The organism is Archaeoglobus fulgidus DSM 4304, assembly GCF_000008665.1.
In the GTDB taxonomy this organism is placed as follows: Archaea; Halobacteriota; Archaeoglobi; order Archaeoglobales; family Archaeoglobaceae; genus Archaeoglobus; species Archaeoglobus fulgidus.
In genome coordinates this window covers 1,192,140-1,215,525 of the sequence record NC_000917.1, presented here as the reverse complement: position 1 = coordinate 1,215,525, position 23,386 = coordinate 1,192,140, and the positions used below count along the sequence as shown (strand labels likewise).

Below are 23,386 nucleotides of genomic sequence, written 5' to 3'. Positions count from 1 at the left end.
TGTTTTGAGAGTAATCACAATGGGGATGAGGACTGCCCGCCTTCCAGCTCGCCAACCAGCTTTTTCACCCTCTCCTCAATCTCCGCAAGAACCCTCCTGTAAGTTCCCTCATCCTTTCCTGCGGGATTTTCAATGTGCCATCTCGTCACAGGTTTGTCTGTGGGCAGAACAACGCAGCTGCTCTCCTCACATACTGTCACAATCAAATCGAAGTCGTCTAAATTGACTTCATCCACAGTCCTCGGCTTCTCCTTCGCCTTCAACCCCCTTTCCGCCAGCAAGCGCTTTACAGTCTCATCAACCCTCTCTGCTTTCTCCACACCAGCACTCTCCGCCTTCCAGCTTTTTGCCATGGCGTTGAAGAGAGCCTCGGCCATTACGCTTCTGGCAGTATTGTGGATGCAGACGAAGAGGACTTTCATATAATCCAGACCCTCCTTCCCTCCTTTATAAATATCTGCCTTGCCGCAATCTTTGCCAGCAAATCCCCAATTCTCTCAATGTGCCTTACCGTGAGAACAGCATTCACATCACAGCTCTCCTCAAGCTGCTCAATTGCCTCCACGTAAATCTCATCCACCGCATTGTCCAGTTCAGTCATCCTTTCCTTCAAGCCCTCTGTTTTCGTGTAGCCCTCCTTTACAGCATCAAACATTTTCTTAAGATATTTTTCGGCCTTAAAAACGATTTCTGGCAGCTTTGATTCGTAGAGAGAGATTTCCTGAGCTATGTCTGCGATTCTTTCGTAAGAGGACGAGATTCTCATGATGCTGATTGCGAACCTCAAATCTCTTGCAACAGGCTGGAAAAGGGCAATGAAAGTGGTGCAGGCGTAGTTTATGTCCGTATCGAGGACATCGGTCTGCTGCTCGATTCTGGATATTTCCCTGACAACACTCTTATCCCCTCTCATCGCTCTGAAGGAAAGCTCAACTGCCTTCTCAGCCAGAGCGTGCATTTCCATAATTTCGTCCATTATTGCCTTTTCCTTTTCCTCAATCCTCTTCATCCAACCCTCCCCGTAAGATACTTTTCAGTTAATTCCTTCTCAGGTTTCTCAAAAACCTTAGCTGTTTTACCATACTCAACAAGCTCCCCCATCCAGAAGAAGGCGACATAATCGCTTATCCTCGCAGCCTGCTGGATGTTGTGTGTTACAACCACAACCGTGTAGTTCTTCTTCAGCTCAACCATAAGCTCCTCTATTTTTGCCGCTGCTATTGGGTCGAGGGCTGAGGTCGGCTCGTCAAACAGAATGACCTCAGGATTCGTTGCGATTGCTCTCGCTATGCAGAGCCTCTGCTGCTGCCCTCCCGAAAGCCCCAGAGCGCTGTCGCTCAGCCTGTCTTTAACTTCATCCCACAAAGCTGCTTTTTTCAGACTTTCCTCCACGATCTCCTTCAACCTCTCTTTATCCTTTATACCGTGGACTCTCGGTCCGTAGGCAACGTTGTCAAATATGCTCTTCGGAAAGGGATTCGGATGCTGGAAGACCATGCCTATTCTCCTTCTCAACTCCACCGCATCGACGCCATCATCGTAGATGTTCTTGCCATCGAAAATCACCTCTCCTTCAATCCTGACACCATCAACCAGCTCGATGAGCCTGTTCAGAGACCTCAGAAGTGTTGACTTGCCGCATCCGCTTGGGCCTATTATGGCGGTAACCTTGTTCCTGTAGATTTCAAGGTTCACGTTCCTTATTCCAACCTTGTTTCCGTAATAAACGGAAAAGTTTCTGATGTCGAAAGCCACCTCCATTTATCTCAACCTCCTTGCGAATTTGTTTCTCAGATAAACGGCGAAGGCGTTCATCGAGAGCATTATTGCCAGCAAAACGACGATGGCTGCAGGAGCAAGACCATGCAGAAATTCCTCCTTCGGCATGTCGGTCCACATGAAGATTAGCATTGGCAGGGCTGAGTAGGTGCTGAAGATGTCCTTTGGGGCTGTGAAGGTTGCTGTTGCGACGCCGATCATTATGAGAGGTGCGGTCTCTCCTATGGCTCTCGAAAGCGCCAGTATCACTCCAGTCATTATCCCCGGAAGAGAGCTTGGGAGAACAACGCTTTTGACGGTCTGCCACTTCGTCGCTCCCACAGCCAAGGAAGCTTCCCTAAGAGAGAATGGAACGGCTCTCAGCGATTCTTGCGCTGCAACGATTACAATGGGCAGAACAAGCAGCGTCAGAGTCAGAGATCCCACAAGAACGATTCCGGGCTTTAAGCCGAGAGTTGAGACGAAAAGGCCGAGGCCGAGAAGACCGTAGACGATTGATGGCACTGCAGCGAGGTTTGAAATGTTAATCTCAATCAGCTTTGTCAGCCAGTTCTTTCTGGCATACTCCTCAAGGTATATTGCCGCTCCCACACCAAGAGGCAAAACCATCACACCAACGAGAGCTATTGCCATGATTGAGCCCACAAGGGATGGAAATATCCCTGCTTTTTCAGGAAATCTCGATGGGGGGGAGGTTAAGAACTGCAAATCGAGCCATGCCGCCGCTTCGACGAAGGTGTAAGCAAGCAGTGCGGCAAGAACAACAACTCCGAATACCGTTGCAGCCAATGCGAGAAGCATGAAAAGCCCTTCTTTGATTTCATCGGCCTTCATCTGTACACCTCCCTGAATCTCATCTTTATTGCATAGCTTACAGTGTTGAGGAGCATGGTCATCAGGAACAGCGTGAAGCCAATGGCGAAGAGGCTCTGATATGCAACGCTCTGTCCGCTGACGTCGCTTATCCCTATCTCGACCATTGCGGCGGTCATGGTTTCAATTGATCCGAGCCAGTCGACTGGATTCAGAATGTTAACGAGCCTTGGAGTTCTTCCCGCTGCTATGGTTACAGCCATCGTCTCGCCTATAGCTCTCGAAATTCCGAGGATGAAGCTGGCAACGATACCCGACAGTGCAGCGGGAATCACTATGCTTGCTATCACCTTAGCCTTCCTCGCTCCCAGCGCGTAGCCAGCCTCTCTCAAGGACTGGGGAACTGCCCTCAAAGCATCCTCGCTTATACTTGCCACTATCGGGATTATCATGATTCCCACGACAATGGAAGCGCTAAGAGCGTTGTAGGCGGAGATGTCGGGGAAGAGGGCTTTGAGAAAGGGGGTTATGTAGGCGAAGGCGAAGTATCCGTAAACGACCGTTGGAATGCCTGCGAGAATCTCAAGCAATGGCTTCAGCACAGCCCTTCTCCTCTCCCCCGCATACTCCGAAAGATAGACTGCCGCCAGCAACCCGGATGGAATTGCGATGGCTGCAGCACCAACGGTAACCATAACCGTTCCTGCTACAAGCGGTAAAACGCCAAAGGAGTACGGCCTGATTGTTGGAGTCCACTTTGTGCCGAGAAAGAACTCAAGGGGTGAAATGTGGGAGAAAAACCTGATGGTGTCGCCTACGAGCGTCAAAACTATACCGAAGGTTACCGCAACGGTGATGAGGGCTGAAAAAAGAAGTAAAACGTAAACGATTTTGTCTGAAGCTTTCGCCATCTACACCCCCCTACTCCAGGCCCAGATCCTTCAGGGCTTCGCTAAGCTTCTTCAGGTTCTCCTCCTTCTGATCCTTGCTTACAGGAACGTAGCCAATCTCCTCAACGATTCCGCTGTCCAGATTTTCGAGGTAGAACTTAACGAACTCCCTCACAGCCGGCTTCTTGAGCGACTCCTTGTTGACGTATATGAACAGCGGTCTGGCAAGCGGATATTCACCGCTCTGCCCGGTTTCGATGCTTGGCTCAACGCACTCCCCCTGCTCGCTCTTTATCTTTGCAGCCTTAACCTTGTCTTTGTTTTCGAGGTAGTATGCAAGGCCGAGGTAGCCCATCGCATCCTTGTCCCTCGCAACTGCCTGAATTATGGTGTTATCCTCTTCCGTGCCGTGGTAGTCCTGCCTGTGCGCCCCAGATTCGCCGATTACGTGCTCCGTGAAGAAATCGAAGGTTCCGCTCGCTGAGGTTGGGCCGTAGAGGTGCATCTCTTCATCCGGCCACTCCGGATTCACCTGACTCCATCTCGTGATGCTCTCAGTTGCATCTGGGCCCCAGATTTTTCTCAAGTCGTCAAAGCTCAGGCACTCAGCCCAGTCGTTTTCTGGATTTACTATCACAGTTAGGGCATCGTAGCCAACGAGAAACTCCAAAGGTTCAACACCATTTTTTCTTGCCTCATCAAGCTCCGATTGCTTTATCGGCCTGCTTGCATCGTTTATGTCAGTCAGGCCCGGAATGAAGAAGTTCCTGAATCCTCCACCGGTGCCTGTTGACTGAACAGAAACAACAACTTCCGGGTATAGTTTGTTAAATTCCTCGGCCATAGCTGCAGTAATTGGGTACACTGTGCTGCTTCCTGCAACCTTTACCTCTCCTGAAATCTCCTTTCCCTGACCCTCATTCGACTGGCACCCGGCGAGAAGCAGTGCCACCAGCGTCAGGAGAACCATTAGCACCTTTTTCATGCAACTGCGTATTATCTGAGAGATATACATCTTGTCGCATTAAAATATACATCATATAGTTAGTAAATGTTGTATATACCATCCCTTAGGGAAAACGCATAAATATTTAGATTTTCACGATGGTATGTGAAGGTTGAGGCGAGGAAGGTATACCGCACCGGAAGGAGCAGCTACATAATCACTCTGCCCAAGAACTGGGTGGAGGAGTTTGGAATAAAGGAGGGAGACACGTTATTTCTTGAGATAAAGGAGAATTCAATATGCATAAAACCAAAAATTGAGGAGAAGAGCTTAAGAGCGAATATTGAGGATGCTGAAGCAAAATTCAATCACCTTGTAAGGCTGGTGATATCTTACTACCTCGCTGGCTACTCTTCCATGGCTGTTAGAGTTTACAGCGATGAACAGAGGAGAGCTGTTGCCTTTGCAGTTGATTTGCTTGTTGGAGCAGAAATTATGGAAGATACTGGAAATAAGCTGCTAATTGAAGTTTTTCTTGACGTGGAGCGTTTTGAAATAGATGCCATTCTTGAAAAGCTTTTCAACATTACGCTGAGTATGCTCAAAGATTTGAAGGATGTTGTAGCCAATCTTGACAGGGCAGTGTGCAGCACCATACTTACGAGGGAAAATGAGGTGGATAAGCTTCACTTTCTCGTATTGAGACTCCTTAACCATGCAGGAGAAGGGGGAATCATGCACGCAGTTGATGCAATGAACTACAGAAGCGTGGTTAGAAATCTGGAGAGAGTGTCCGACCACATAAGTCAGATGAGTGAAGCAACATTGAACCTTGAAAGGGGCTATGGAGAATTGAGCGAAATGATTGAGACCTTGGAAAATATATTTAGAAGGGCCATGGTTTGCTTCTTTAAAAATGACAGAAAAATTGCTGAAGAGGTTCTTGAGGATGTAGAGGATTTTACTAACAGAATTCTTAAATACTACGAAAAAATTGCTGAGCTGGAGGTCGTGCAGTTGATGAACCTGAAAACCATTCTTGACAGTGTTTCGAGGGTTGCGGGATATTCTGCTGATATTGCGGAAGTTGTGATAAATAAGAGCGTTTACTGAGTTTAGAAATTTCAAAACGTAAATTTTTCACTGATAAAAATATTTAAGAAGCTTGCTGAAGCTCCTGCTCAATCAGAGCGGCGAACTGCTCGAAGTTCAATGCACCAGCGACCTTCTTTCCGTTAACAAATGTGCCATTTGGAGTACCAATAAAGAACGTTGGTGTGCCAGTAACACCATAACTAATTCCATCCTTATAGTCTTTGTCCACCTCTTCTCTGTACTTGCCCGACTCAATGCAGGCCTTGAACTCGTCAACGTTCAGTCCGAGCTGCTCTGCGTAGTCGTAAATCTTTGAGTTGTTGGAAATCCACTCCCGCTGATTCTCAAAAAGCAGGTCGTGGAACTCCCAGTACTTGCCCTGCTCTCCCGCACAGTTTGCTGCCTCTGCTGCAAAGTAGGAAATTTCTCCAAACCCAGGGAAGTCTCTGAAGACTATCTTCACCTTGTCACCGTATTTCTCTAGAATCTTAGGCTCAGTCTCTATAGCAAAATCTGCGCAATGACCACAAGCATAGTTGGAGAACTCCACAATAACTACTTTGGCATCCTCAGCTCCTTTGAAGGGGTCATCATCTATACTGACGTTGATTCTTACCTCTTCTTCGCTCAGCTTGGTCAAGTCAACATAGTTGGTAAAGAGCAGAGAGCCGTTGGCAGTCAGGAACATATCGTAGCTTTCCAGAGTGCCGTTATCATTGTAGAATTCGACTTTTACCCTGTAAACCTCACCGTAGGGAGAATAATCCGAAATTCTCACGCTGACATCGGGATTGTTCTGATGAATGAGATTGTTCAGCTTCTTCGATACACTCTCAAGGGTCTTCTGGTCCAGAGATTCAGGTGGGTTTGCGGGGCAGACTTCTTCACCCGAAGGCTGCAAAGCGGTGAAAGCGTAAACGGCAATTGCTCCAATGATCAGACCTATAACGACTCCTACAGCCAAATCTCTCATGAGCATCAAACAACATGGGGGTATAAATAGTTAAGCATAAAAGATAGCAGTTTATGATGGTAACAAAAATTAAATCAAAAATTATTTTCTGAGCTCACGTAGAGCCAGTATCCCCCATTCTCCCCTGAAACAAGCATAACCCTACCATCATCGCTGAGCTTTATCAGACCATCATCTTCGGGCATTTCAACGCTGAAAACCTCATGGAAGTCCTTAAGTGAGTAGCAATGAAGAACGCCATTTTTGGATGTGACAACAAAATGATCATTGGCGAACTGCGGAAATCCGGGGAGAGTCTCGACCTGTTTTATGTCCCATGTGATTACGTGCGTGTCCTCCAAGGGCTCGTATCGGAAGATGTACCTTTCGGTGGGCAACAATGTCCAGCGAAGCAAAGTTGTAAGGCTGAAGGTGTATCCTTCCTTCTCACCCACCAAATTCCCGCTGAGGTCGTAAACTCTCAAGAAGTCTTCTTCGTTGACCAGAACTCTGTCTTTGTACGCCACCACGTTGCTCGTGTTAAAGCTGAGAACCTCATTTCCCTCCTTGAAAACGTGAGTGCCGTCTCCACTTGAAATTACCACAACTCCACTATCCGAAACGCTGTTCAGGAAGTAATAATCACCGCCGAGCGTCATCTTCACACCGTCACAGTATAGCTCCTGCTTTCCCGCATCAATGGTGATGAGATAGCAGAGGTGGTTACCGCTTGGGGAGCGGAGAATGTTGTCAGAAACAGAACCTGCCCATCCGTGCCTTTCTTCCCCAACCTCGCCATTCCACGAGTATTTTCTAATGCCCACAAAATCCTCGTAGCTGCCAAGAACGTATGCCACACCATCCTTCAGTGCAACTCCACTAACCACGGGCTTCACGGCATCCTGGCCCTGAATGTCAAAGACGACACTTTCTCCGTCGGGCTTGACGAGATAAATCTTCGCATTGTTCCAATCCACCGCAGCAGCAAGCTCGCCGTCAGGGCTTAAGTCCATAAATGGCTCTCCAGACGTGTCAACATGCCATATGACTTTCATTTTCCACTTCTCCTCAGCTGCCCCGTTGCTTCCGCTGCAGCCACCTAAAAAAATTGCCAGCAGGAGTAGTACGGCAAAACGTCTCATTATGGTTAAGTGCATAACATCTTAAACTTATCCCCCAAGAACTTCTCAATCCAGCCCTTCGCAAATGATATCGACCCTGTTAACTTTTTGAAGGCCTTAGCAATCGTTTCTTTAAGTTCATCTACATTCAGAGGAGATGTTTCTGAAACTGCTCTTTTAACACTCTTCCAGACGTTTTCAATCGGATTCAAATCGGGAGAGTAAGGAGGAAGATAAACCAGCGAAATGCTAAGCTTCTCAGCTTCCTCTTTCACCTTTTTAGCATGATGCGTTTTGAAATTGTCGAGAACGATTACAATCCTTTTCTTGGGATTTTCCTCTCTGATTTTCCTGAGAAAAGATATGAAGTCTTCTGACCTGTTACTCTTAAGAAACTCTATTACGCTTTTCCCGTTCAAGCTATAGAATCCTGAAACCTTAGCTTTGACGTAAGTAGCGACTCTTTTAACAGGCCTTCCAAAACTCCACAGCTTTGCTGTATTTGCATTCGCTTCGACTGCCATCTCATCGATGAATCCTATTACGTCTGATTGGCGAATTTCGGCTTCATCCATGTTTTTTTAAAGAATCTTCAGCATTTTCAGGCTTTCTGTAATCCTTTTGATAGGGCTTGGCGTATTTCATGCCGAATGATTTCAGAATTCTCCTGACCTGCCACGAAGAGTAAGAAACTCCAAATTTCGCTTCAATTAGCTCCTGAACTTCTTTCGTTGTCCACGAGTCTCTTTCCTTGAGCATTTCTTTGAGTTCTTCCTTCTGATCTTTTGTAAGTTTTGAAGGTCTACCACCTCCAAATTCGGGAATTAAGCCTTCATAACCTCTGGTATTCCATCTCTTGAGCCATGTGTAGCCAGTAGCCTTTGTAATTCCTACCAGTTCGGCAGCTTCCTCAACGCTCATTCCTCTGTAAAGGTATCTTATGAAGTAGAGTCTTTGAAGGACTCTTGTATCTTTTTCGAGCTTTTTGATCCTTTTATCGAGTTCTTCTGCTGGTAGGTGCTTTACAACTTCGTAAACTCGCTTTCTGCCCATGCAACTGGTCTATTATCTATAGTATAAATAGTTTTGCTCAGGACAATAAATTCCCCTTCTGGCTTTTGTGAAAATTTTAAAAGGACACATATAAAGCTTGAGTTTTCATAATATTTTATTAAAATGTTGCATTTAACTAATATCTACGATTAATTGTCGCAAAAAATCCATAACATTTAAACCCTACGAATTCATACAATTTGAAAACCTTAAAATAAGTCAACAAAAATGAACTATTATGCTCGTTTCGGAAATGCATGGTGAAGTTGAGGCCGTGAAAGTTGGAACGGAGGTGCAGGGGAGGGTCCTGCACTGGGTTTACCTTTACTACTACCGCAACCTCCTCTTTGATGCAGGTTGCCCCAACACCGCTCAGGAGGTCTTCGAGCACTTTAAGGGGAGGGAAATTAAGGCGGTTCTGATTACCCACTACCACGAGGACCACATAGGTGCTGTAAACCTCTTTAAGGAAATAACAGACGTTTACGTCCCTGAAGAGTCCCTTGAAATTCTGAGAAATCCCCCAGATATACCTAAATACCGAAAAATAGGCTGGGGGCAACCTGAGAAGATTGAGGGGGTTAAGGTTGCAAAGGAGGTCATGAAGTTCGACGATGTTGAGGTGAGGATGATAAAAACCCCCGGCCACAGCTTCGATCACGTGAGCTACCTCGTTGACGACAAGCTCTTCTGCGGTGATCTTGTAATCAACACGGCCCAGATGGTCTGCATGCGGGAAGAAAACTTGCTAAAGACTATAGAGTCCATAGAAAAGGTGCTGAAATACGACTTCAACTATGCCTACACGGGAGTGGGAGTTGCGAGCAGGGATGAGGTGGTTGAGTACCTCAACTACCTGAAGGGGCTGAAGGAGAAGGCAGAGATGCTCTACGCTGAGGGGAAAACCATTGACGAAATTGTGGCAGCGTGCTTCCCCAACCCCTCGCAAAAGGCCATTCTGATGGAGTTCGTCAGCGAGAAGGAGTGGGCGAGAGAGAATATGGTAAAATCACTTCTCGGACTGCCGAGGGAATAAAAAATAAGGTTAATCCTCAATTTTCTCAAACTGGTCCTTTGATGCACCGCAAACAGGGCAGACCCAGTCGTCAGGCAGGTCTTCCCACTTGGTTCCAGCGGGAATGTCGTTGTCTGGGTCGCCCTCAGCCTCATCGTAAACGTAACCGCAAACCTGACATTCATACTTCGCCATTTTATCAACCTCCGTATGCCAGATCCACTCCATCCTCGGTGAGGTAGAGCTTCCCATCCTTCTCCACAACAAAACCCTCTGCTATGAGGTAGTCGAGGTTGAACTTGAACTCGAAGTCCGAAACGTCTCCAAGCTCCTTCTTGAGCTCCTCTCTCGTAATTCCCCTGTTGCCAATTTTCTCTGCCATTTTCTTCCTCAGAGGGTTTGAGGCAGCCTTAAACAACCTCTCGTGCTGCTCCCTATCCCTTTCCCTTTCAGCCACAAAAACACCTCCAGCAATCGAATTTTTCTTTTTTCTAATATTAAGCTTTCCCTCGATTTCCTAACCTTCAAAACCCAAAAAAGGAAGCAAGGGACGTCTGTCTCGAAACAAGTGCTCTCCACTCTTTGTTCTCAACTCTCCGCGATGCTGCTGTCAGGGCATCATCAAAGCTCTCGAAAACTTCCGGCTTGCTCTTAAGAGCTTTCCTTACTCCCTCTTCCACAACCCAAACGCCGAGAGGTGCGTAATATGAGGGCTTAATCTCTCTGATGACGAGAACTGAAGCCTGCCCCCTCTTTTCCCTCAAATACTCAAGCACGGGCAGGCGAGCAGCGTAGTATCCACCGCTCAAATTGGAGTAATCCCTTTTGGGCCTTATGTCCTCGCTGTCAACCCCAATCCAGTCCTCTTCGGGCTCCAGAAGGACTTTCTCTGCCATATTTCAACAAGCTGGAAGAAGTAATTTTCAGGAGACAGGATAACCTCGAAGTGGTTGCCGAAATGCTCGTAGTTGAAGAGGAGAGTTTTGTCAATGGGTTTGTAAGCGGCAATTTCCCTCTTGATAGCTTCCCCAACAATGCTGTGCACTGCGGTTATGCTCCACCTTGTGGGGACAAGCTTTCTGCTCTTCCTTTCCCCAAGAATCCCTGCAGAAAAAATTTTCTGGAGGTAGTAGGTTGAGAAGCCGTGGTTGTAGAGGTAGCTAAGAGCTTCGTAGGCCTTCATGTCATCGTAGTAAACTTTCTCAACTTTGTCGGGGATTTTCGGGTTTTCTGCAAGCTTTATGGATTCGGCAATGGCAGAGTAGCCCATAGGCTGCATAACGTCATCGAACTCAGCCTTTCTGCTTATTTTCCTGATTTCCGCCTCAACATCGACAGGCTTAATTGCTGCAGTCATCTCCTGCATCTCGGTAAGCTCTTTCTTCTCCTCTCTCACGTCCTCAACTCTGAATCTCCTTGAGACTCTCAGCATTGACGTTCTCAGCCTGATTACCTCCTCTATGCTCTTCCAAAGCCATGGGGAGTCTGCATAAACCGGATCGGCATTAATGGAGACGAGGGGGCCAGCGTAGACCTTCGGATACCCAACTCTCCCAACGAAAATTGAGGGCGGTGAGGGGTCGAGAATTCTGCTGTCAATTTTAATCTCCTTCAAGAACCTATACTTCTCCAGCAGCGGGCATTTGCTCCTCCCGCAGAGGAGCTTCCCCTTGCATTCAGCGCACCTCACAGAAACCATTCAGCGTCAGGTTTTAAGTATGCTCTTCCAAAATAAGTTCATGATTGAGGTGGAAATGCTCGACGTGGGAGGTAAAAAGCTGCTCGGATTGAAGGTTGACCTGCCGAACGCACCTCTGCTGCTTTTAATCCACGAAAGGCTCGTTGTTGGCTGCGGTTATATAAGCGTGGAGGCGATGGAGAAGGTTGGCAATGCGGCATGCGTTGTGAGGGGAGTGAGGGGCTTTCAGGATGTGTCCTCTGCTGAGATTGCAGAGCTTACTTCAAAGGCCGAAGAACTTGGTGTAAGAAGGGGGATGAAGGTGGAAGAGGCTTTGGAGATGCTTTAGGTTTTTGGACGGGCAAAGATTCTGACGAAAAGCAGGCTGATTTCAAAAAAGACAACCATCGGCACAGCCACCATCAACTGCGTGAAAACATCAGGGGGTGTGGTGATTGCACCAATTACGAAAAAGGCAACGTAGATGTGCCTCCTGTAGTAGGAGAGGGTCTCGTACTTCACAATGTCGTTTTTCACGAGGAAAAAGAGAATGAGCGGCAGCTCAAAAACAATTCCAAAGAGAACAAGCATCAGGGCAACGAAGTTGACAAATTCGGAAAGGCTGTAGAGCGGTATCGCTCCCTGGGAGACCGCCATGAGGTAGAGAAATTTAATAAAGAACTTCATCATGTTGTAGCCGTAGAAAATGCCGAGGGCGAAGAGAAAAATTGCTGCCATACCGTATTTAAAGGCTGAGGTTTTTCTGAAGCTGAAGGTAATAACGCCCCTTTCCCTTAAAGCTGTCAGGACAAGGTGGAAAATGTAGGGGAGGGCAGCGGCAATTCCGACTGCGAGGGAGATTTTGAGGTACAGGAGCAGCCCCTCCAAGGGTGTGAGCAGAACAGGAGAGGTTGAGAGCTGCATTGCTATCCTTACAAGACTTTTGGAGGCGGCGAAGGCAATACTTCTGTTCGCCTCGGACGGGTGGTAGGCGTAGTTTTCCAAATCCGAGGCTATCTTTTTCAGCTCTTCGGCAATTGCGAGGATTTTATCTCTGTTCTCAATTACAGCCTCCCCGGGAAAGAGGTCGCCAATAATCTTCCCAACGACTATGTTCGCGCCGAAGGTGAAAAACAGGGAGCTGACAACAATTACAATTAAAGCGATTTTGAGAAACTCTCTCCTGAGCTTTGCCACAACTGCCAGCCAGTCCTTAGCTTCCACGATACTTCAAGTGGTTGGGGATATTTAAAATTAGGGCTCACAGTAGCTGGTGTAAACGTAGTCCAGAATTCCCCTGAGCGAGTTTTCTATGAAGAAGTCCTCTCTTTTCTGGATATCCTCATCAAGCAGATGGTAGCGGGCAAACCTTCTGTCCTTCTCCAGAAGCTCCTCTTTAGCCTCCCTGATTATTGCATCCTCCTCCTCAAAGTCCCTCCTGCAGCCAATGTCGTAAACGGTATCAACCCAGAATCTGAGCTGCTTGCCTGCCTTCTCAATAATCTCTAAGCTATCTCTCTTGAATCCGAAGTGCCCGAAACAAACTCTCAAGCTTCCCAAGTCCCTCAATCTTTCAAGGGTGGAGTGGGCAACCTCAAAAATGAACCTCTTGGGCGTGGCAGGGCGGAGGTAGTAGTCGTTTTTCAGTGGCATGTGCACGCCCGCAGCCTCACCGATGAACAGAAACTCCTTGAAAACGTAGCACTGGTGGTGAGGAGCGTGGCCCGGAGCATCGATGACCTCAATGCTCTCCCCCGCAAACTCGATTTCTCCATCCCATATTGATTCGGCACTGATGGGCTTTGGGGGTCCGTAAACCTCTGCGATGTCGCCTAAAGCGACCTTTGAAGCTTCCCAAAGTCTCTCCGTGTTAACGAGGTGTCTCTTCCCTTTTTCGTGAACCACAACCTTTGCCTCTGGGAACTTCTTCAGAACGTCGTGCACACCTCCTGCGTGGTCGAGATGGATGTGAGTTAGCAGAATGTAGGGAACCGCTTTTATTCCCAGATACTTCAGCGACTCGAGGAGCTTTGGAATTGTTGAGGAGGGCCCAACATCAATCAAAACAGCCTCATCACCGTTTTTTATTACCCATGAGCTTATAAACTTCCTGAAACCTTCCCTCTTTTGAGGGAGGTCTATTAGGTAGAGGTTCTCCGCAATTTCCAGTATGTTCATGATGTTAAATTGTCGTCAGCTTTAAAACCTTTTCAGGTGAGAATTTTTAAACATAAACAACATTATCTATAACTTCTTCACGATAGCGAGAAAAAGTTAATATTCTTTCAGAGTTTTTGAAGTTCAATGAAGTTCAGGATAAAGACCTTGCCCCTCAGAACCGAAAGGATTGCTGTTGTTCTGAGTCAGGATGACGCGGCTGAACTCGGTCTCCTTCCGGGAGACAGAGTGAAGGTTAGCTATGACGGCAAATCATTCGTAGCGGAGGTTGAGATCTCTCAGGAGTTCATTAGCAGTGGGGAAGCTGGAGTTTGCACCTTCACCGCCGAGACGTGCAGCCTTTCCGAGGAGTGCGTGGTTGAGATTGTTCCCTTCGCCAGGCCGAAGTCGGTCGAATACATAAGAAAGAAGCTTAACGGAGCTAAATACGAAAGAGAGGAGATTAAGGACATAATTGGCAGCATCTCATCTGACGTACTCTCGGACATTGAAATCTCTGCATTCATACTTGCAAACGAGATTGTAGGGATGCAGAACGACGAGATTCAGTGGATGATCGAGGCGATGGTCGAAGTCGGAGAAAGGGTAGTTTTCGAAAGGGGAACGGTTGTGGACATGCACAGCATTGGAGGGTTGCCCGGAAACAGGTTTTCGCTGATTGCCGTCCCCACGGTTGCTGCGGCGGGGCTCTTAATTCCGAAGACAGCAAGCAGAGCCATAACCACTGCAAGCGGAACGGCAGACACTATGGAGGTTCTCGCAAACGTCAATCTGAGCGTTGACGAGATAAAGGAGATTACCGAGGAAGTTGGAGGGGTTATAGCATGGAACGCCCCCACGGGAATTGCCCCGGCTGATGAGAAAATAATAAGGGTCGAATACCAGCTGGAGCTAAGCCCAAAACCGCATCTAATGGCCAGTGTGCTGTCCAAAAAGCTGGGAAGCGGTGCAAGATTCGTCGCCATCGACATTCCGGTTGGAAAGAAGGCCAAGGTCGAGAACGTTGACGTCGGAAGAGGCTTCGCAAATGCTATGATGGAAATTGGGAGGAACTTGAACCTCAAGGTTGCAACGGCTCTGACAGATGGCTCTCAACCCCTTGGAAGGGCTATTGGCCCCGCGCTGGAGGCGAGAGAGGTTCTCGAAGTTATGGAGAGGAAGGTTGAAGGGGACTTGCTTGAGAAGTCCCTTGGCATAGCGGGAATACTCTTCGAGATGACCGGTATAGCCACAAACGGCTATCAGCATGCCAGGAAGATATTCGAGAGCGGAAAAACGCTTGAGAAGTTCAGGGAGATTGTTGCGGCTCAGGGAGGAGATGAGAGCGTTAAGGCCGAGGACGTGGCGGTGGGGGATAAGACCTACACTCTCCACGCTGCGAAGGAGGGTTACGTTAGGGAAATAGACATAGCAGCCCTTAACGAAATAGCAAGGACAGCAGGAGCCCCCAAGGACAAGGGAGCGGGAGTTTATGTCCACAAGAAGAGGGGTGAGGTTGTAAAGGTCGGAGACCCGCTTCTCACCATCTATGCTGAGAAGGAGTGGAAGCTCGACAACGCAATAGAGGTTGCGAACACCAAGCAGGCCTTCGAGATTTCAGGGGTTATTATAGAGAGGTACACGATGGGAAGGTGGTGGTCATGATTTTCAAGGCGGTTAGAGTTCCATTCAAGTCGGGAAGGTTTGCCGTGATTCTTAACGAAGAGGATGCAAGCGAGCTTGGCGTCAGAGAGGGGGATAGAGTCAGGGTGAGGTACGGCAAGGCGGGGGTTGTCGCCACAGTACAGATAACGAGGGAAATCGTTGAGAAGGGCTTTGTCGGATTAACAGACCTCGCTTCAATGGAGCTTGGAATATCGGACGGTGCTGAGGTTGATGTGTTTCCATCTCCGAAACCAAAAAGCGTTGAGCTGATAAAGAAGAAGACGAGGGGCGAGAAGCTGAGCCAGGATGAAATCAGGAGGATAGTTGAGGACATAACCAACAACGCTCTGAGCGAGGTTGAGCTCACAGCCTTTGTCATTTCTTCGATGCTTCGCGGGATGGATTTTGACGAAATAGAGTGGTTAACGAGGTCGATGATTGAAACCGGAGAGAGGATTGAGTTTGACAGGGGAACGGTTGTGGACAAGCACAGCATTGGCGGTGTGCCGGGCAACAAGATATCCCTGCTCATCGTTCCGACTGTTGCTGCGGCGGGGCTCTTAATTCCGAAGACAGCAAGCAGAGCGATAACGTCAGCCAGCGGAACGGCAGACACTATGGAGGTTCTCGCAAACGTCAATCTGAGCGTTGACGAGATAAAGGAGATTACGGAGAGAGTGGGGGGAGTCATTGCCTGGGGAGGGGCGACGAACATAGCTCCGGCAGATGATAAAATAATAAGGGTCGAACATCCCCTCTCCATCGATCCCAGACCGCAGCTTCTTGCCAGCGTTATGGCCAAGAAGGGCTCGGTTGGAGCGAAGCATGTCGTAATCGACATTCCCGTTGGGGAGGGGGCAAAGATTGAGAAGGTGGAGGTCGGCAGGTCTCTGGCAAACGACTTCATTGAGCTCGGCAGAAGGCTCGGGCTTAACGTCATGGCGGCAATAACCTACGGAGGTCAGCCCGTGGGAAGGGCTATTGGCCCCGCGCTGGAAGCAAGGGAAGCGCTTAAGACGATGGAGGACAGACGAGGTCCTTCGAGTCTGGTTGAGAAGTCCCTTGGCATAGCGGGAATACTCTTCGAGATGACCGGCATAGCCACAAACGGCTATCAGCATGCCAGGAAGATATTCGAGAGCGGAAAAACGCTTGAGAAGTTCAGGGAGATTGTTGCGGCTCAGGGAGGAGATGAGAGCGTTAAGGCCGAGGACGTGGCGGTGGGAGATAAGACCTACACACTCACCTCTCAGGTGGAAGGGGCGGTGGTTTCGGTAAACAATAAAAGCATCGTGAAAATAGCGAGAACAGCAGGCGCTCCCAAGGACAAGGGAGCGGGAGTTTATGTCCACAAGAAGAGGGGTGAGGTTGTAAAGGTCGGAGACCCGCTTCTCACCATCTACGCCGAGAAGGAGTGGAAGCTCGACAACGCAATAGAGGTTGCGAACACCGAGAGGCCAATTGTGGTTTCGGGAATGGTGCTGGAAGTTTACGGAAGAAGAGGTGTGTAAAATGAAGGACGGATTGGAAGATGTGATTGCCTGCAAAACCACGATTTCGAGGATTGCCCTTGAAAACGGGAGGGCAATTCTTGAGTACAGGGGTTACGACATCCGTGACCTTGCGAGAAAGGCAAGCTACGAGGAGGTGGCTTACCTTCTGCTTTACGGAGAGCTGCCGAAGAAATACGAGCTTCAGGACTTCAAAATAGAGCTTGCTGAGAGGAGGGAGCTACCACCTCAAATCATAGGTCTCCTCACTCATCTGCCGCCATACACGCACCCCATGGTCGTGCTCAGAACTGCAACAAGCTACCTCGGCAGCCTTGACAAGAAGATAGCTGTAAGGACGAGGGAGGAAACTTTCAACAAGGCAAAGGACTTGATTGCCAAGTTTCCCACAATAGTGGCTTACTATCACAGAATCAGGACGGGAAGGAACATAATTCCGCCAGCTCTTGAATTCAGCCATGCTGCAAACTTTCTGTACATGCTTCACGGGGAGGAACCAACCAAAACTGCTGAGAGAGCGCTGGACATGGATTTAATTCTTCACGCGGAGCACGAGCTAAATGCCTCAACCTTTGCGGCGAGGATTGCAGCGTCAACTCTTGCAGACATCTACGCCTGCGTTGTTGCCGCAACTGGAACGCTGATGGGGCCGCTGCATGGAGGAGCGGCGCAGGAGGTCATGAGGATGCTTAGGGAGGTTGCATCTCCAAGAAGGGCTGAGGAGTACGTGAAAAGAAAAATAGAGGCTGGAGAGAGGATAATGGGATTCGGGCACAGGGTTTACAGAGGAGTTATGGACCCAAGGGCGGAGTTGCTGAGGTATCTGGCTAAAAGACTTGCTGCTGAAGGCTCAACGAAGTGGTTCGAAATCAGCGAGGCCATCGCCAAGGCTGCTTACAAGTACAAGAAGCTCCTTCCAAACGTTGACTTCTACTCCGCAAGCGTTTACGCCAACCTCGGCATTCCCGACGACCTCTTCGTCAACATCTTCGCTATGGGCAGGATTTCAGGCTGGACTGCCCACATCATAGAGCAGTACGAGAACAACAGGCTTATAAGGCCAAGAGCGGAGTATGTGGGGGAGAAGGAGAAGAAGTTCATCCCTCTGTCGAAAAGGTGACGAAACCTTTATTTGACATGCTGAGGTGGTGGGGAACATGGCAAGAAAACCAGCGAGAATGTGGCGAAGGCTTGAAAGGCCATACACAAGAACCGAGTACATCGATGGTGCTCCGGGAACAAGAGTCAGAATGTTCGACATGGGTAACAAGAGCGCTGACTTCCCGGTTATGCTCACACTCGTTGCCAAGGAGGCAGTGCAAATCAGGGAGAATGCACTGGAAGCTGCGAGAGTCGTTGCCAACAAGTACGTTTCGAGGAGGGCAGGAGCGAGCAACTACAAGCTCAAGCTCCGAATCTTCCCGCACCACATCCTGAGGGAGCACAAGATGGCTGTGGGTGCTGGAGCGGACAGAATTTCACAGGGTATGAGGGCAGCTTTTGGCAAGCCAGTAGGCAGGGCTGCAAGAGTAAAGCCGGGAACGAAGATTATGAGCGTGTGGGTTAAGCCAGAGCACTTCGAGATTGCAAAGGAAGCTTTGAGAAGGGCGGCAATGAAGATGCCCACTCCCACGAAAATTGTGGTTGAGAAGGGTCACGAACTGCTGAAGGGCAAGATTTGAGTAAAGTTTTTTTGATTCAAATCAACTTTTTCTGATGCCTTCATTGATGGTAGGTGGAACCACCAGCAGCGCAGGCAAGAGTTTGCTCGCTGCTGCTTTTTGCAGAATTCTGGCCAGAAGGGGCTATGACGTTGCCCCCTTTAAAGCTCAGAACATGAGCCTGAACTCCTTTGTCACTTCAAAGGGAAAGGAGATTGCCATCGCTCAGGCCTATCAGGCCTTTGCTGCGGGCATTGAGCCTGATGAAAGAATGAATCCCGTTCTTCTCAAGCCGAAGGGAAACTTCGTGTCTCAGCTTGTTGTAATGGGGGAGGCTGTGGGTGACGTTGATTCAAGGAAATATTACGGGGTGAAGGTTGAGTGGCTGAAGAGGGTTGTTGAAGAAGCTTATCTCAGCTTGGCCGAGGAGTATGACTTTGTTGTTATTGAGGGTGCCGGTGGGATGGCGGAGATCAATCTCTATGAAAGGGATTTGCCCAACATTCACATAGCGAGGTTTGCGAGGCCTGACATTTTGATTGTGGGCGATATAGACAGGGGCGGGGTTTTTGCTTCCCTCTACGGCACCTACGCACTCCTGCCAGATGATGTAAAGCCGCTCGTTAAAGGGTTTGTGATAAACAGGCTCAGAGGGAGGGAGGATGTGCTTGAGAGCGGTATAAGGGAGCTTGAGAGGCTGACTGGAATAAGGGTGCTGGGAGTTCTTCCCTACCTTGATTACAACTTTCCGTCGGAGGACTCGCTGAACATCGAGGAGTGGGGGGCAGAAGGGACTGTTGGGATAGTAAGGCTGCCAAGAGTTTCGAACTTCACGGACTTTGAGCCCCTCAGGGAGCATGCGAGGTTTCTCAGCCTCAACTCCTCGCTCAACGGTTGTGAGGTTGTGATTATTCCCGGCAGCAAGGACACCATTGCTGATTTGAAGGCTCTGAAATCCTCAAAGCTGGGAGAGGAGATTGTGAGGAAGGCTGGAGAGATTCCGGTCATCGGGATATGCGGGGGATATCAGATAATGTGCAGAGAGCTCGTCGACATGGGCGTGGAGCATGGCAGAATCAGGGCTAAGGGGCTCGGGCTTCTCGATGCGGTTACGGAGTTCAGGGAGTACAGGAAGAGGACGGTTCAGGTAGAGAAGAGAGTTAACGGCAACGCAGTGATTCTGGACAGGATAAGGGGCGAGAAGGTTTGGGGCTACGAGATTCACAAGGGCATCACGAGGGCGAGCAATCCCATTTTTGAGGATGACGGCTGTGCCAGCGAGGATGGCATGTGCTGGGGAACTTACCTCCACGGTCTCTTCTGGAATGAAAACGTTCTGAGGGCTCTGGGAGGTTATCTGGGCATAAAATTCAGGCAAAAGGAGGATTGGGCTGATTTGATTGCGGATGAGGTGGAAGGGAGGCTGGATTTGGGGGTTTTAGGGCTTTAAAACAACTACTTCAGGTTCCCAATTTTTGCAGCAAGCCTCGCCAGAACCTCCTTCCTCTTCGCCTGAACGAACTTTATTGAGCCAACCACCAGATGTCCTCCACCATCGACGCCAGCAACTATCTCCTCCCTAAGCTCTTTAACAATCCTCGGAATGTCCAGCTCCACTCCCTCGCTCCTGATAACAGCAAAGTCGGGGCCGTAGCCTATGGTTACGATCCTCTCATACTTCTGCTTAAGCCTGTCGTGCACCTCTCCAGTCAGCTTTCCCGGCGGGGGGAAGGTGAACTTCTTGGCGTAGTTCTCAACGTCCAGAGCGGCAAGGGCTATTCCGTTGGGTAGAATCTGCACCTTAACGCCCTCCATCGCCGTCTTCACCTGCTCCTCAATCGCCTCCTTGGCGTATTCAGAGAGCATTCTGACAAGCTTAACATGCCTGTCCTGCCTTCCAAAACCGAGAATCTCGTGCATTATCTGGCTTGCAGTCCTGAATCTCAGGTAAAAGCCCTCGTACTCCACAGCAAGAGCTATGTCGGCAAGCTCCTCTCTGCTTTTCCCTGAAAGCTCAATGTACCTCTCGACCTCCCCCTCAGCTCTATCTCCAACAACGGAAATGGCTGCGAGGTGCTTCATGTCCAAGTCAGATATCATCCTCGCAATCTCAACGCAGAGCACTCCGGAGGTGTAGTTGCTGTCCCCACCGACCTTGTAGGGGTTAACGTGGTAGAGAAGGTAGCTGTCCACCTCTTCATCGGGAAAGTGGTGGTCGATTGTGATTACATCCGCACCAAAAAGCAGAAACTGCCTTATCGCAGGGACATCCTCAAGGCCAGAGCCGTTATCAACCAAAACAACCAGAGGTATCTTATCTCCGTGCCTCTCTGCATCCTCTAAACTTTCATCTAAATCCCTCACAACATCCTCAAGCTCGTAGAAAGGAGCCCTTGAAACTCTCCTCTTAACGAGGTAGTACTTTGCTTCGCTGTCCGAGTGCACTCTCTCAACCAAATCGGTCAGGGCTTTCTCAAGGGCAACTCCGCCACACGTCCCGTCAGCATCCCAGTGGTGCCTGATAATTACGGGCCTTGACTCGTAGATGGCCTTCTTCAGCTCCTTTGCCACCTTCAGCATGTCCTCTTTAAGAGCCTCAAGAACCTCGCTCTCGATGAGGAATCCCCTGAAATCAGGCTCGCATGCCCTCTCTATCTCAGCCTCAACCCTCTTCCTCACCTCGTAGGCTTCCTCTCCGAGAAGTTTCTCCATCTCAAGAATCTCAATCTGGAGCTTGTTCTCCCTCCTCTTTACTATTCCAATGACTCTAACAACATCATCAACTCTTACCTCTGGATAGGCCCTCTCCCCTCCCTCAAAGGCCGCAGCCTGAACGCTCGCCCTGCCATCGAGGAGCGTGAAAATCGTCGGCCCTCCCGTGACCTTGATGTGCGTAACCAGCCCCCTTACCTCAACCATCTTCCCTATGTAGTTCTCAAGCTCCGCTATCTCAACTCTCCCAACTTCCTTCGAGATTTCAACAACCTTGTAGCCATCCATTTTAACTGGTTTCAGGTCAATCTCCCCGCTCAGCCCGATTCCGCTCACCTGCACTAAAATCTCTTCATCCTCCGAAAACCTGTTGTTTCCGAGGTTCCTTCTGTGAATGAGACCCCTCAGCCTTTTGTTCAGGTTTACGAAAACGCCTATGTCTGTTACTGCTGAAACTGTCCCAACATAAACTCTGTTTATTCTCACATCCTCAATGCCGCAGCTGTTCCTCAGCCTGTAAGCGTGGGGCTGCCTTCTGCACCTGCTGCAGAGGTCGTGGTTGCCAACAACCTTCTCCCCGCAAATCTTGCACCTTCCAGCTTTCCCCGTTCCATTGCACTCCCTGCAGACATCCATTATTTTTACCTTCCCCGTTCCCCTGCAAACTCCACAAACACCACTCATGAACATCTTTATCTGCTCGTCGGAAAGCTCGGCCGTTATCTTCGGGTCAAAGCTCTTTGCCTTCCCTGTTCCACCGCAGATCTCGCATTCCTTCTCGATTTCGATATATCCCTTGCCCCCGCAGGCGTTGCAAATCATTGGTTTCAGAAGTGCAGCTTTGTTAATAACACTATCCTGATTGAAACTGCAATGGTTGTGAAGATTACTGCAATTACTGTGAGTCTTACAAAAGCCTTTATCGCCCTTTCAATGTCAGCAGCACTTGGCTCTATGCCCGGAAGAGAGTAGTATCCTGGCTTCTCAAGCTTAACGCCAAGCAAGTAGGACATCGCCGCTATTGCGCAGCCATTCAGCTTCACATTTCTCTTCAAGCCGTAGGAAAATGCCCCTCTCTTCAAAAGCTCGAAGAAGAGCAGGGAAAGCCTTGCGGGAATGTAGTTCAGGATATCATCAAGCCTTGCGGCAAACTTCCCGAAAGCCTCGTATCTGCCTTTCCTGTATCCCACCATCGCATCGCAGGTGTTAACAGCCCTGTAAACCACCGCTCCCGCAACTCCGAAAATTGAGAAGTAGAAGAGGGGAGCAACAACTCCATCAACATAGTTCTCCGCAACGGATTCAATTACTGCAGAGCAAAGCTGCTCCTCGCTCAGCTCTTCCGTATTTCTGCTCACAATCATCTGCACGGCTTTCCTGTCCACTCCGCTCTCTACACACACTCTGGCGTGGTTCACCATGCTTTTCACCGATATGGAGGAAAAAAGAAGGTAAACGGCCCAGAGAAAGTTCAGGGGGTAAGGGAAGGGAAGCAAGGAGAGAATCAGGGCGAAGGTTATGACAATTAAACAGCAAAAGGCTCCATAAAAAATCTCTACCAACATCTTTCTGAATTTGGCCCTCTCAAGGAGAGAGATCAGCTTTCCGTACCACACCACCGGATGTAGCAACGCCGGAGGCTCTCCAACTGCCGCATCAAGCATTAAAGTGGTGAGCAGAACCACGACCTCAATACCCATCAATTTCAGAGGTGTGGGCGTGTATAAAACTTTTGCAAACAAAAACTTGTTATATTGTAATTGCAATATTGTAAGTATGGAGAAAACAGACCTCCTTATGATGACGTTCGCAATCGTGAATCTTGCCGACTACATGACAACGGTGAAGGGCATCGAAATGGGATTTCATGAGCTTAACGAGTTCGTATCATCCCTAAATCCCGCTTCATTCCTTCTTCTCAAAATCGCTATTGTTGCCACAGCCTTTGCCCTCCTCCTCTATACTCGAAGGCTAAGCTTTTCGCTCGGCAGGGGAATTTATATAGGCCTTGTTGCAGGCCTTGCAATCTCCACAGCCGTGCTTGGGATATGCTCGGTGCACAACCTGCTTTTGTTGACCGGCTTCCCCGAAGTGGAATTCTTGGTAAAAGTGATGACCGGTGTCCTGGCATTAATTTAACAAAATTGTAAAAGGGGATTACTCTATCTGGTCAACGTATTCAATTATCTCAGCCTTTATGTTGCCCTTCCCGCCTGTGGGCTCCGCAACGGTCCTTCCGCAGATTATGCACTTGACGATGGTGGAGGGGTGGTCGAAAATTACCTGCTCGTGCTCGCAGTCAGGGCACTTGACCTTGACAAACCTGCTGTGCACACCA

The 23,386-nt window shown here is 48.9% G+C and carries 27 protein-coding genes; 9 read left to right on the top strand and 18 right to left on the bottom strand.

Annotated features, from left to right (window positions below):
• Positions 1 to 14: 14 nt before the first annotated feature.
• Genes AF_RS06870 through AF_RS06845 form a run of 6 tightly spaced genes read right to left on the bottom strand, consistent with a single transcriptional unit; the run spans position 15 to position 4,467 of the window.
• Complete coding sequence (locus tag AF_RS06870) at positions 15 to 422, bottom strand: low molecular weight phosphatase family protein (RefSeq protein ID WP_010878858.1); 408 nt, start codon at positions 420 to 422, stop codon at positions 15 to 17.
• Complete coding sequence (gene phoU, locus AF_RS06865; RefSeq protein WP_010878857.1) at positions 419 to 1,009, bottom strand: phosphate signaling complex protein PhoU; 591 nt, start codon at positions 1,007 to 1,009, stop codon at positions 419 to 421. The genes AF_RS06870 and phoU overlap by 4 nt, the downstream gene beginning before the upstream one ends.
• Positions 1,006 to 1,761 (bottom strand): phosphate ABC transporter ATP-binding protein PstB, encoded by a 756-nt coding sequence (pstB, locus tag AF_RS06860; protein ID WP_010878856.1) that lies wholly within the window; start codon positions 1,759 to 1,761, stop codon positions 1,006 to 1,008. The genes phoU and pstB overlap by 4 nt, the downstream gene beginning before the upstream one ends.
• Positions 1,762 to 2,613: a phosphate ABC transporter permease PstA gene (gene pstA, locus AF_RS06855; protein WP_010878855.1), complete on the bottom strand. Its 852-nt coding sequence runs from the start codon at positions 2,611 to 2,613 to the stop codon at positions 1,762 to 1,764.
• Positions 2,610 to 3,503, bottom strand: coding sequence for a phosphate ABC transporter permease subunit PstC (pstC, locus tag AF_RS06850; RefSeq protein WP_010878854.1), 894 nt, complete (start codon positions 3,501 to 3,503; stop codon positions 2,610 to 2,612). Before pstC ends, pstA begins: the two co-directional genes overlap by 4 nt.
• A 10-nt stretch (positions 3,504 to 3,513) precedes the next feature.
• Positions 3,514 to 4,467, bottom strand: a complete 954-nt coding sequence (locus AF_RS06845) for a PstS family phosphate ABC transporter substrate-binding protein (protein WP_048064375.1) — start codon at positions 4,465 to 4,467, stop codon at positions 3,514 to 3,516.
• Between the two features lie 126 nt (positions 4,468 to 4,593).
• Here AF_RS06845 and AF_RS06840 point away from each other — a divergent pair, with 126 nt between their 5' ends.
• Complete coding sequence (locus AF_RS06840; RefSeq protein ID WP_010878852.1) at positions 4,594 to 5,541, top strand: phosphate uptake regulator PhoU; 948 nt, start codon at positions 4,594 to 4,596, stop codon at positions 5,539 to 5,541.
• 43 nt (positions 5,542 to 5,584) lie between these two features.
• Here AF_RS06840 and AF_RS06835 read toward each other — a convergent pair whose 3' ends face one another.
• From AF_RS06835 to AF_RS12695, 3 genes are all read right to left on the bottom strand, one after another.
• Positions 5,585 to 6,496 (bottom strand): DsbA family protein, encoded by a 912-nt coding sequence (locus AF_RS06835; protein ID WP_148183452.1) that lies wholly within the window; start codon positions 6,494 to 6,496, stop codon positions 5,585 to 5,587.
• 74 nt (positions 6,497 to 6,570) lie between these two features.
• Positions 6,571 to 7,530: a hypothetical protein gene (locus tag AF_RS06830; protein ID WP_244372736.1), complete on the bottom strand. Its 960-nt coding sequence runs from the start codon at positions 7,528 to 7,530 to the stop codon at positions 6,571 to 6,573.
• A 92-nt stretch (positions 7,531 to 7,622) separates the two neighbouring features.
• Positions 7,623 to 8,649, bottom strand: a protein-coding gene (locus AF_RS12695; RefSeq protein WP_076611374.1) for an IS630-like element ISA1083-2 family transposase whose coding sequence is annotated in 2 segments (ribosomal slippage) — positions 7,623 to 8,177 and positions 8,179 to 8,649 — 1,026 coding nt in all. Because the reading frame shifts where the segments join, the coding sequence is not laid out codon by codon here.
• A 238-nt stretch (positions 8,650 to 8,887) separates the two neighbouring features.
• Between AF_RS12695 and AF_RS06815 the strand changes: the two genes are divergently transcribed.
• Entirely contained in the window at positions 8,888 to 9,685 is a 798-nt protein-coding gene (locus AF_RS06815; RefSeq protein WP_010878847.1) for an MBL fold metallo-hydrolase, read from the top strand.
• 9 nt (positions 9,686 to 9,694) lie between these two features.
• Here the strand turns inward: AF_RS06815 and rd are convergent, their stop codons facing one another.
• From rd to AF_RS06800, 4 genes are all read right to left on the bottom strand, one after another.
• Positions 9,695 to 9,859, bottom strand: a complete 165-nt coding sequence (gene rd / locus AF_RS06810) for a rubredoxin (RefSeq protein WP_048064374.1) — start codon at positions 9,857 to 9,859, stop codon at positions 9,695 to 9,697.
• Between the two features lie 4 nt (positions 9,860 to 9,863).
• Positions 9,864 to 10,121, bottom strand: a complete 258-nt coding sequence (locus AF_RS06805) for a hypothetical protein (protein ID WP_010878845.1) — start codon at positions 10,119 to 10,121, stop codon at positions 9,864 to 9,866.
• A 67-nt stretch (positions 10,122 to 10,188) separates the two neighbouring features.
• Positions 10,189 to 10,560, bottom strand: a complete 372-nt coding sequence (locus AF_RS13495; protein WP_244372734.1) for a hypothetical protein — start codon at positions 10,558 to 10,560, stop codon at positions 10,189 to 10,191.
• Positions 10,497 to 11,363, bottom strand: coding sequence for an Nre family DNA repair protein (locus tag AF_RS06800; RefSeq protein WP_244372732.1), 867 nt, complete (start codon positions 11,361 to 11,363; stop codon positions 10,497 to 10,499). The genes AF_RS13495 and AF_RS06800 overlap by 64 nt, the downstream gene beginning before the upstream one ends.
• 40 nt (positions 11,364 to 11,403) lie before the next feature.
• Between AF_RS06800 and AF_RS06795 the strand changes: the two genes are divergently transcribed.
• Entirely contained in the window at positions 11,404 to 11,691 is a 288-nt protein-coding gene (locus tag AF_RS06795; RefSeq protein WP_048064373.1) for a YunC family protein, read from the top strand.
• On the opposite strand, the gene AF_RS06790 is transcribed toward AF_RS06795, so the two are convergent.
• Together AF_RS06790 and AF_RS06785 are read right to left on the bottom strand one after the other, a co-directional pair.
• The gene (locus AF_RS06790; RefSeq protein ID WP_010878841.1) at positions 11,688 to 12,566 is read right to left on the bottom strand and encodes a twin-arginine translocase subunit TatC; all 879 of its coding nucleotides are present in this window, start codon (positions 12,564 to 12,566) and stop codon (positions 11,688 to 11,690) included. The genes AF_RS06795 and AF_RS06790 overlap by 4 nt on opposite strands.
• Positions 12,567 to 12,596: 30 nt before the next feature.
• The gene (locus tag AF_RS06785; RefSeq protein WP_010878840.1) at positions 12,597 to 13,520 is read right to left on the bottom strand and encodes an MBL fold metallo-hydrolase; all 924 of its coding nucleotides are present in this window, start codon (positions 13,518 to 13,520) and stop codon (positions 12,597 to 12,599) included.
• 126 nt (positions 13,521 to 13,646) lie between these two features.
• Here AF_RS06785 and AF_RS06780 point away from each other — a divergent pair, with 126 nt between their 5' ends.
• From AF_RS06780 to cobQ, 5 genes are read left to right on the top strand one after another with little or no spacing between them, the layout of a single operon-like run.
• The gene (locus AF_RS06780; RefSeq protein WP_010878839.1) at positions 13,647 to 15,164 is read left to right on the top strand and encodes an AMP phosphorylase; all 1,518 of its coding nucleotides are present in this window, start codon (positions 13,647 to 13,649) and stop codon (positions 15,162 to 15,164) included.
• On the top strand, positions 15,161 to 16,675 hold the full coding sequence (locus tag AF_RS06775) for an AMP phosphorylase (protein ID WP_010878838.1): 1,515 nt from the start codon (positions 15,161 to 15,163) through the stop codon (positions 16,673 to 16,675). Before AF_RS06780 ends, AF_RS06775 begins: the two co-directional genes overlap by 4 nt.
• Before the next feature lies 1 nt (position 16,676).
• Complete coding sequence (locus AF_RS06770; RefSeq protein ID WP_010878837.1) at positions 16,677 to 17,795, top strand: citrate/2-methylcitrate synthase; 1,119 nt, start codon at positions 16,677 to 16,679, stop codon at positions 17,793 to 17,795.
• Between the two features lie 37 nt (positions 17,796 to 17,832).
• Entirely contained in the window at positions 17,833 to 18,357 is a 525-nt protein-coding gene (rplJ, locus tag AF_RS06765; protein WP_010878836.1) for a 50S ribosomal protein L16, read from the top strand.
• A gap of 34 nt (positions 18,358 to 18,391) precedes the next feature.
• Positions 18,392 to 19,786, top strand: a complete 1,395-nt coding sequence (gene cobQ / locus AF_RS06760) for a cobyric acid synthase CobQ (protein ID WP_010878835.1) — start codon at positions 18,392 to 18,394, stop codon at positions 19,784 to 19,786.
• Between the two features lie 5 nt (positions 19,787 to 19,791).
• Here cobQ and AF_RS06755 read toward each other — a convergent pair whose 3' ends face one another.
• Together AF_RS06755 and cbiB are read right to left on the bottom strand one after the other, a co-directional pair.
• Positions 19,792 to 21,870, bottom strand: coding sequence for a DHH family phosphoesterase (locus tag AF_RS06755; RefSeq protein ID WP_010878834.1), 2,079 nt, complete (start codon positions 21,868 to 21,870; stop codon positions 19,792 to 19,794).
• Between the two features lie 5 nt (positions 21,871 to 21,875).
• A complete protein-coding gene (cbiB, locus tag AF_RS06750) occupies positions 21,876 to 22,748 on the bottom strand; it encodes an adenosylcobinamide-phosphate synthase CbiB (RefSeq protein ID WP_010878833.1) in 873 nt (290 codons plus the stop codon).
• A 76-nt stretch (positions 22,749 to 22,824) separates the two neighbouring features.
• Here cbiB and AF_RS06745 point away from each other — a divergent pair, with 76 nt between their 5' ends.
• Positions 22,825 to 23,187, top strand: a complete 363-nt coding sequence (locus AF_RS06745) for a DUF5658 family protein (RefSeq protein ID WP_048064372.1) — start codon at positions 22,825 to 22,827, stop codon at positions 23,185 to 23,187.
• 18 nt (positions 23,188 to 23,205) lie between these two features.
• Here the strand turns inward: AF_RS06745 and AF_RS06740 are convergent, their stop codons facing one another.
• Complete coding sequence (locus tag AF_RS06740; protein WP_010878831.1) at positions 23,206 to 23,382, bottom strand: 30S ribosomal protein S27e; 177 nt, start codon at positions 23,380 to 23,382, stop codon at positions 23,206 to 23,208.
• Positions 23,383 to 23,386: the final 4 nt, after the last annotated feature.

Bases quoted from the DNA above. Each gene is read 5' to 3' on its own strand.
- AF_RS06870 (WP_010878858.1), bottom strand. From the start codon at position 422: ATGAAAGTCCTCTTCGTCTGCATCCACAATACTGCCAGAAGCGTAATG.
- AF_RS06800 (WP_244372732.1), bottom strand. From the start codon at position 11,363: ATGGTTTCTGTGAGGTGCGCTGAATGCAAGGGGAAGCTCCTCTGCGGG.
- AF_RS06755 (WP_010878834.1), bottom strand. From the start codon at position 21,870: ATGATTTGCAACGCCTGCGGGGGCAAGGGATATATCGAAATCGAGAAG.
- AF_RS06815 (WP_010878847.1), top strand. From the start codon at position 8,888: ATGCTCGTTTCGGAAATGCATGGTGAAGTTGAGGCCGTGAAAGTTGGA.
- AF_RS06835 (WP_148183452.1), bottom strand. From the start codon at position 6,496: ATGAGAGATTTGGCTGTAGGAGTCGTTATAGGTCTGATCATTGGAGCA.
- AF_RS13495 (WP_244372734.1), bottom strand. From the start codon at position 10,560: ATGGCAGAGAAAGTCCTTCTGGAGCCCGAAGAGGACTGGATTGGGGTT.
- AF_RS06745 (WP_048064372.1), top strand. From the start codon at position 22,825: ATGGAGAAAACAGACCTCCTTATGATGACGTTCGCAATCGTGAATCTT.
- pstC (WP_010878854.1), bottom strand. From the start codon at position 3,503: ATGGCGAAAGCTTCAGACAAAATCGTTTACGTTTTACTTCTTTTTTCA.
- AF_RS06785 (WP_010878840.1), bottom strand. From the start codon at position 13,520: ATGAACATACTGGAAATTGCGGAGAACCTCTACCTAATAGACCTCCCT.
- cobQ (WP_010878835.1), top strand. From the start codon at position 18,392: ATGCCTTCATTGATGGTAGGTGGAACCACCAGCAGCGCAGGCAAGAGT.
- rd (WP_048064374.1), bottom strand. From the start codon at position 9,859: ATGGCGAAGTATGAATGTCAGGTTTGCGGTTACGTTTACGATGAGGCT.
- AF_RS06770 (WP_010878837.1), top strand. From the start codon at position 16,677: ATGAAGGACGGATTGGAAGATGTGATTGCCTGCAAAACCACGATTTCG.
- AF_RS06775 (WP_010878838.1), top strand. From the start codon at position 15,161: ATGATTTTCAAGGCGGTTAGAGTTCCATTCAAGTCGGGAAGGTTTGCC.
- pstB (WP_010878856.1), bottom strand. From the start codon at position 1,761: ATGGAGGTGGCTTTCGACATCAGAAACTTTTCCGTTTATTACGGAAAC.
- AF_RS06830 (WP_244372736.1), bottom strand. From the start codon at position 7,530: ATGAAAGTCATATGGCATGTTGACACGTCTGGAGAGCCATTTATGGAC.
- AF_RS06780 (WP_010878839.1), top strand. From the start codon at position 13,647: ATGAAGTTCAGGATAAAGACCTTGCCCCTCAGAACCGAAAGGATTGCT.
- pstA (WP_010878855.1), bottom strand. From the start codon at position 2,613: ATGAAGGCCGATGAAATCAAAGAAGGGCTTTTCATGCTTCTCGCATTG.
- rplJ (WP_010878836.1), top strand. From the start codon at position 17,833: ATGGCAAGAAAACCAGCGAGAATGTGGCGAAGGCTTGAAAGGCCATAC.
- AF_RS06845 (WP_048064375.1), bottom strand. From the start codon at position 4,467: ATGAAAAAGGTGCTAATGGTTCTCCTGACGCTGGTGGCACTGCTTCTC.
- cbiB (WP_010878833.1), bottom strand. From the start codon at position 22,748: ATGGGTATTGAGGTCGTGGTTCTGCTCACCACTTTAATGCTTGATGCG.
- AF_RS06795 (WP_048064373.1), top strand. From the start codon at position 11,404: ATGATTGAGGTGGAAATGCTCGACGTGGGAGGTAAAAAGCTGCTCGGA.
- phoU (WP_010878857.1), bottom strand. From the start codon at position 1,009: ATGAAGAGGATTGAGGAAAAGGAAAAGGCAATAATGGACGAAATTATG.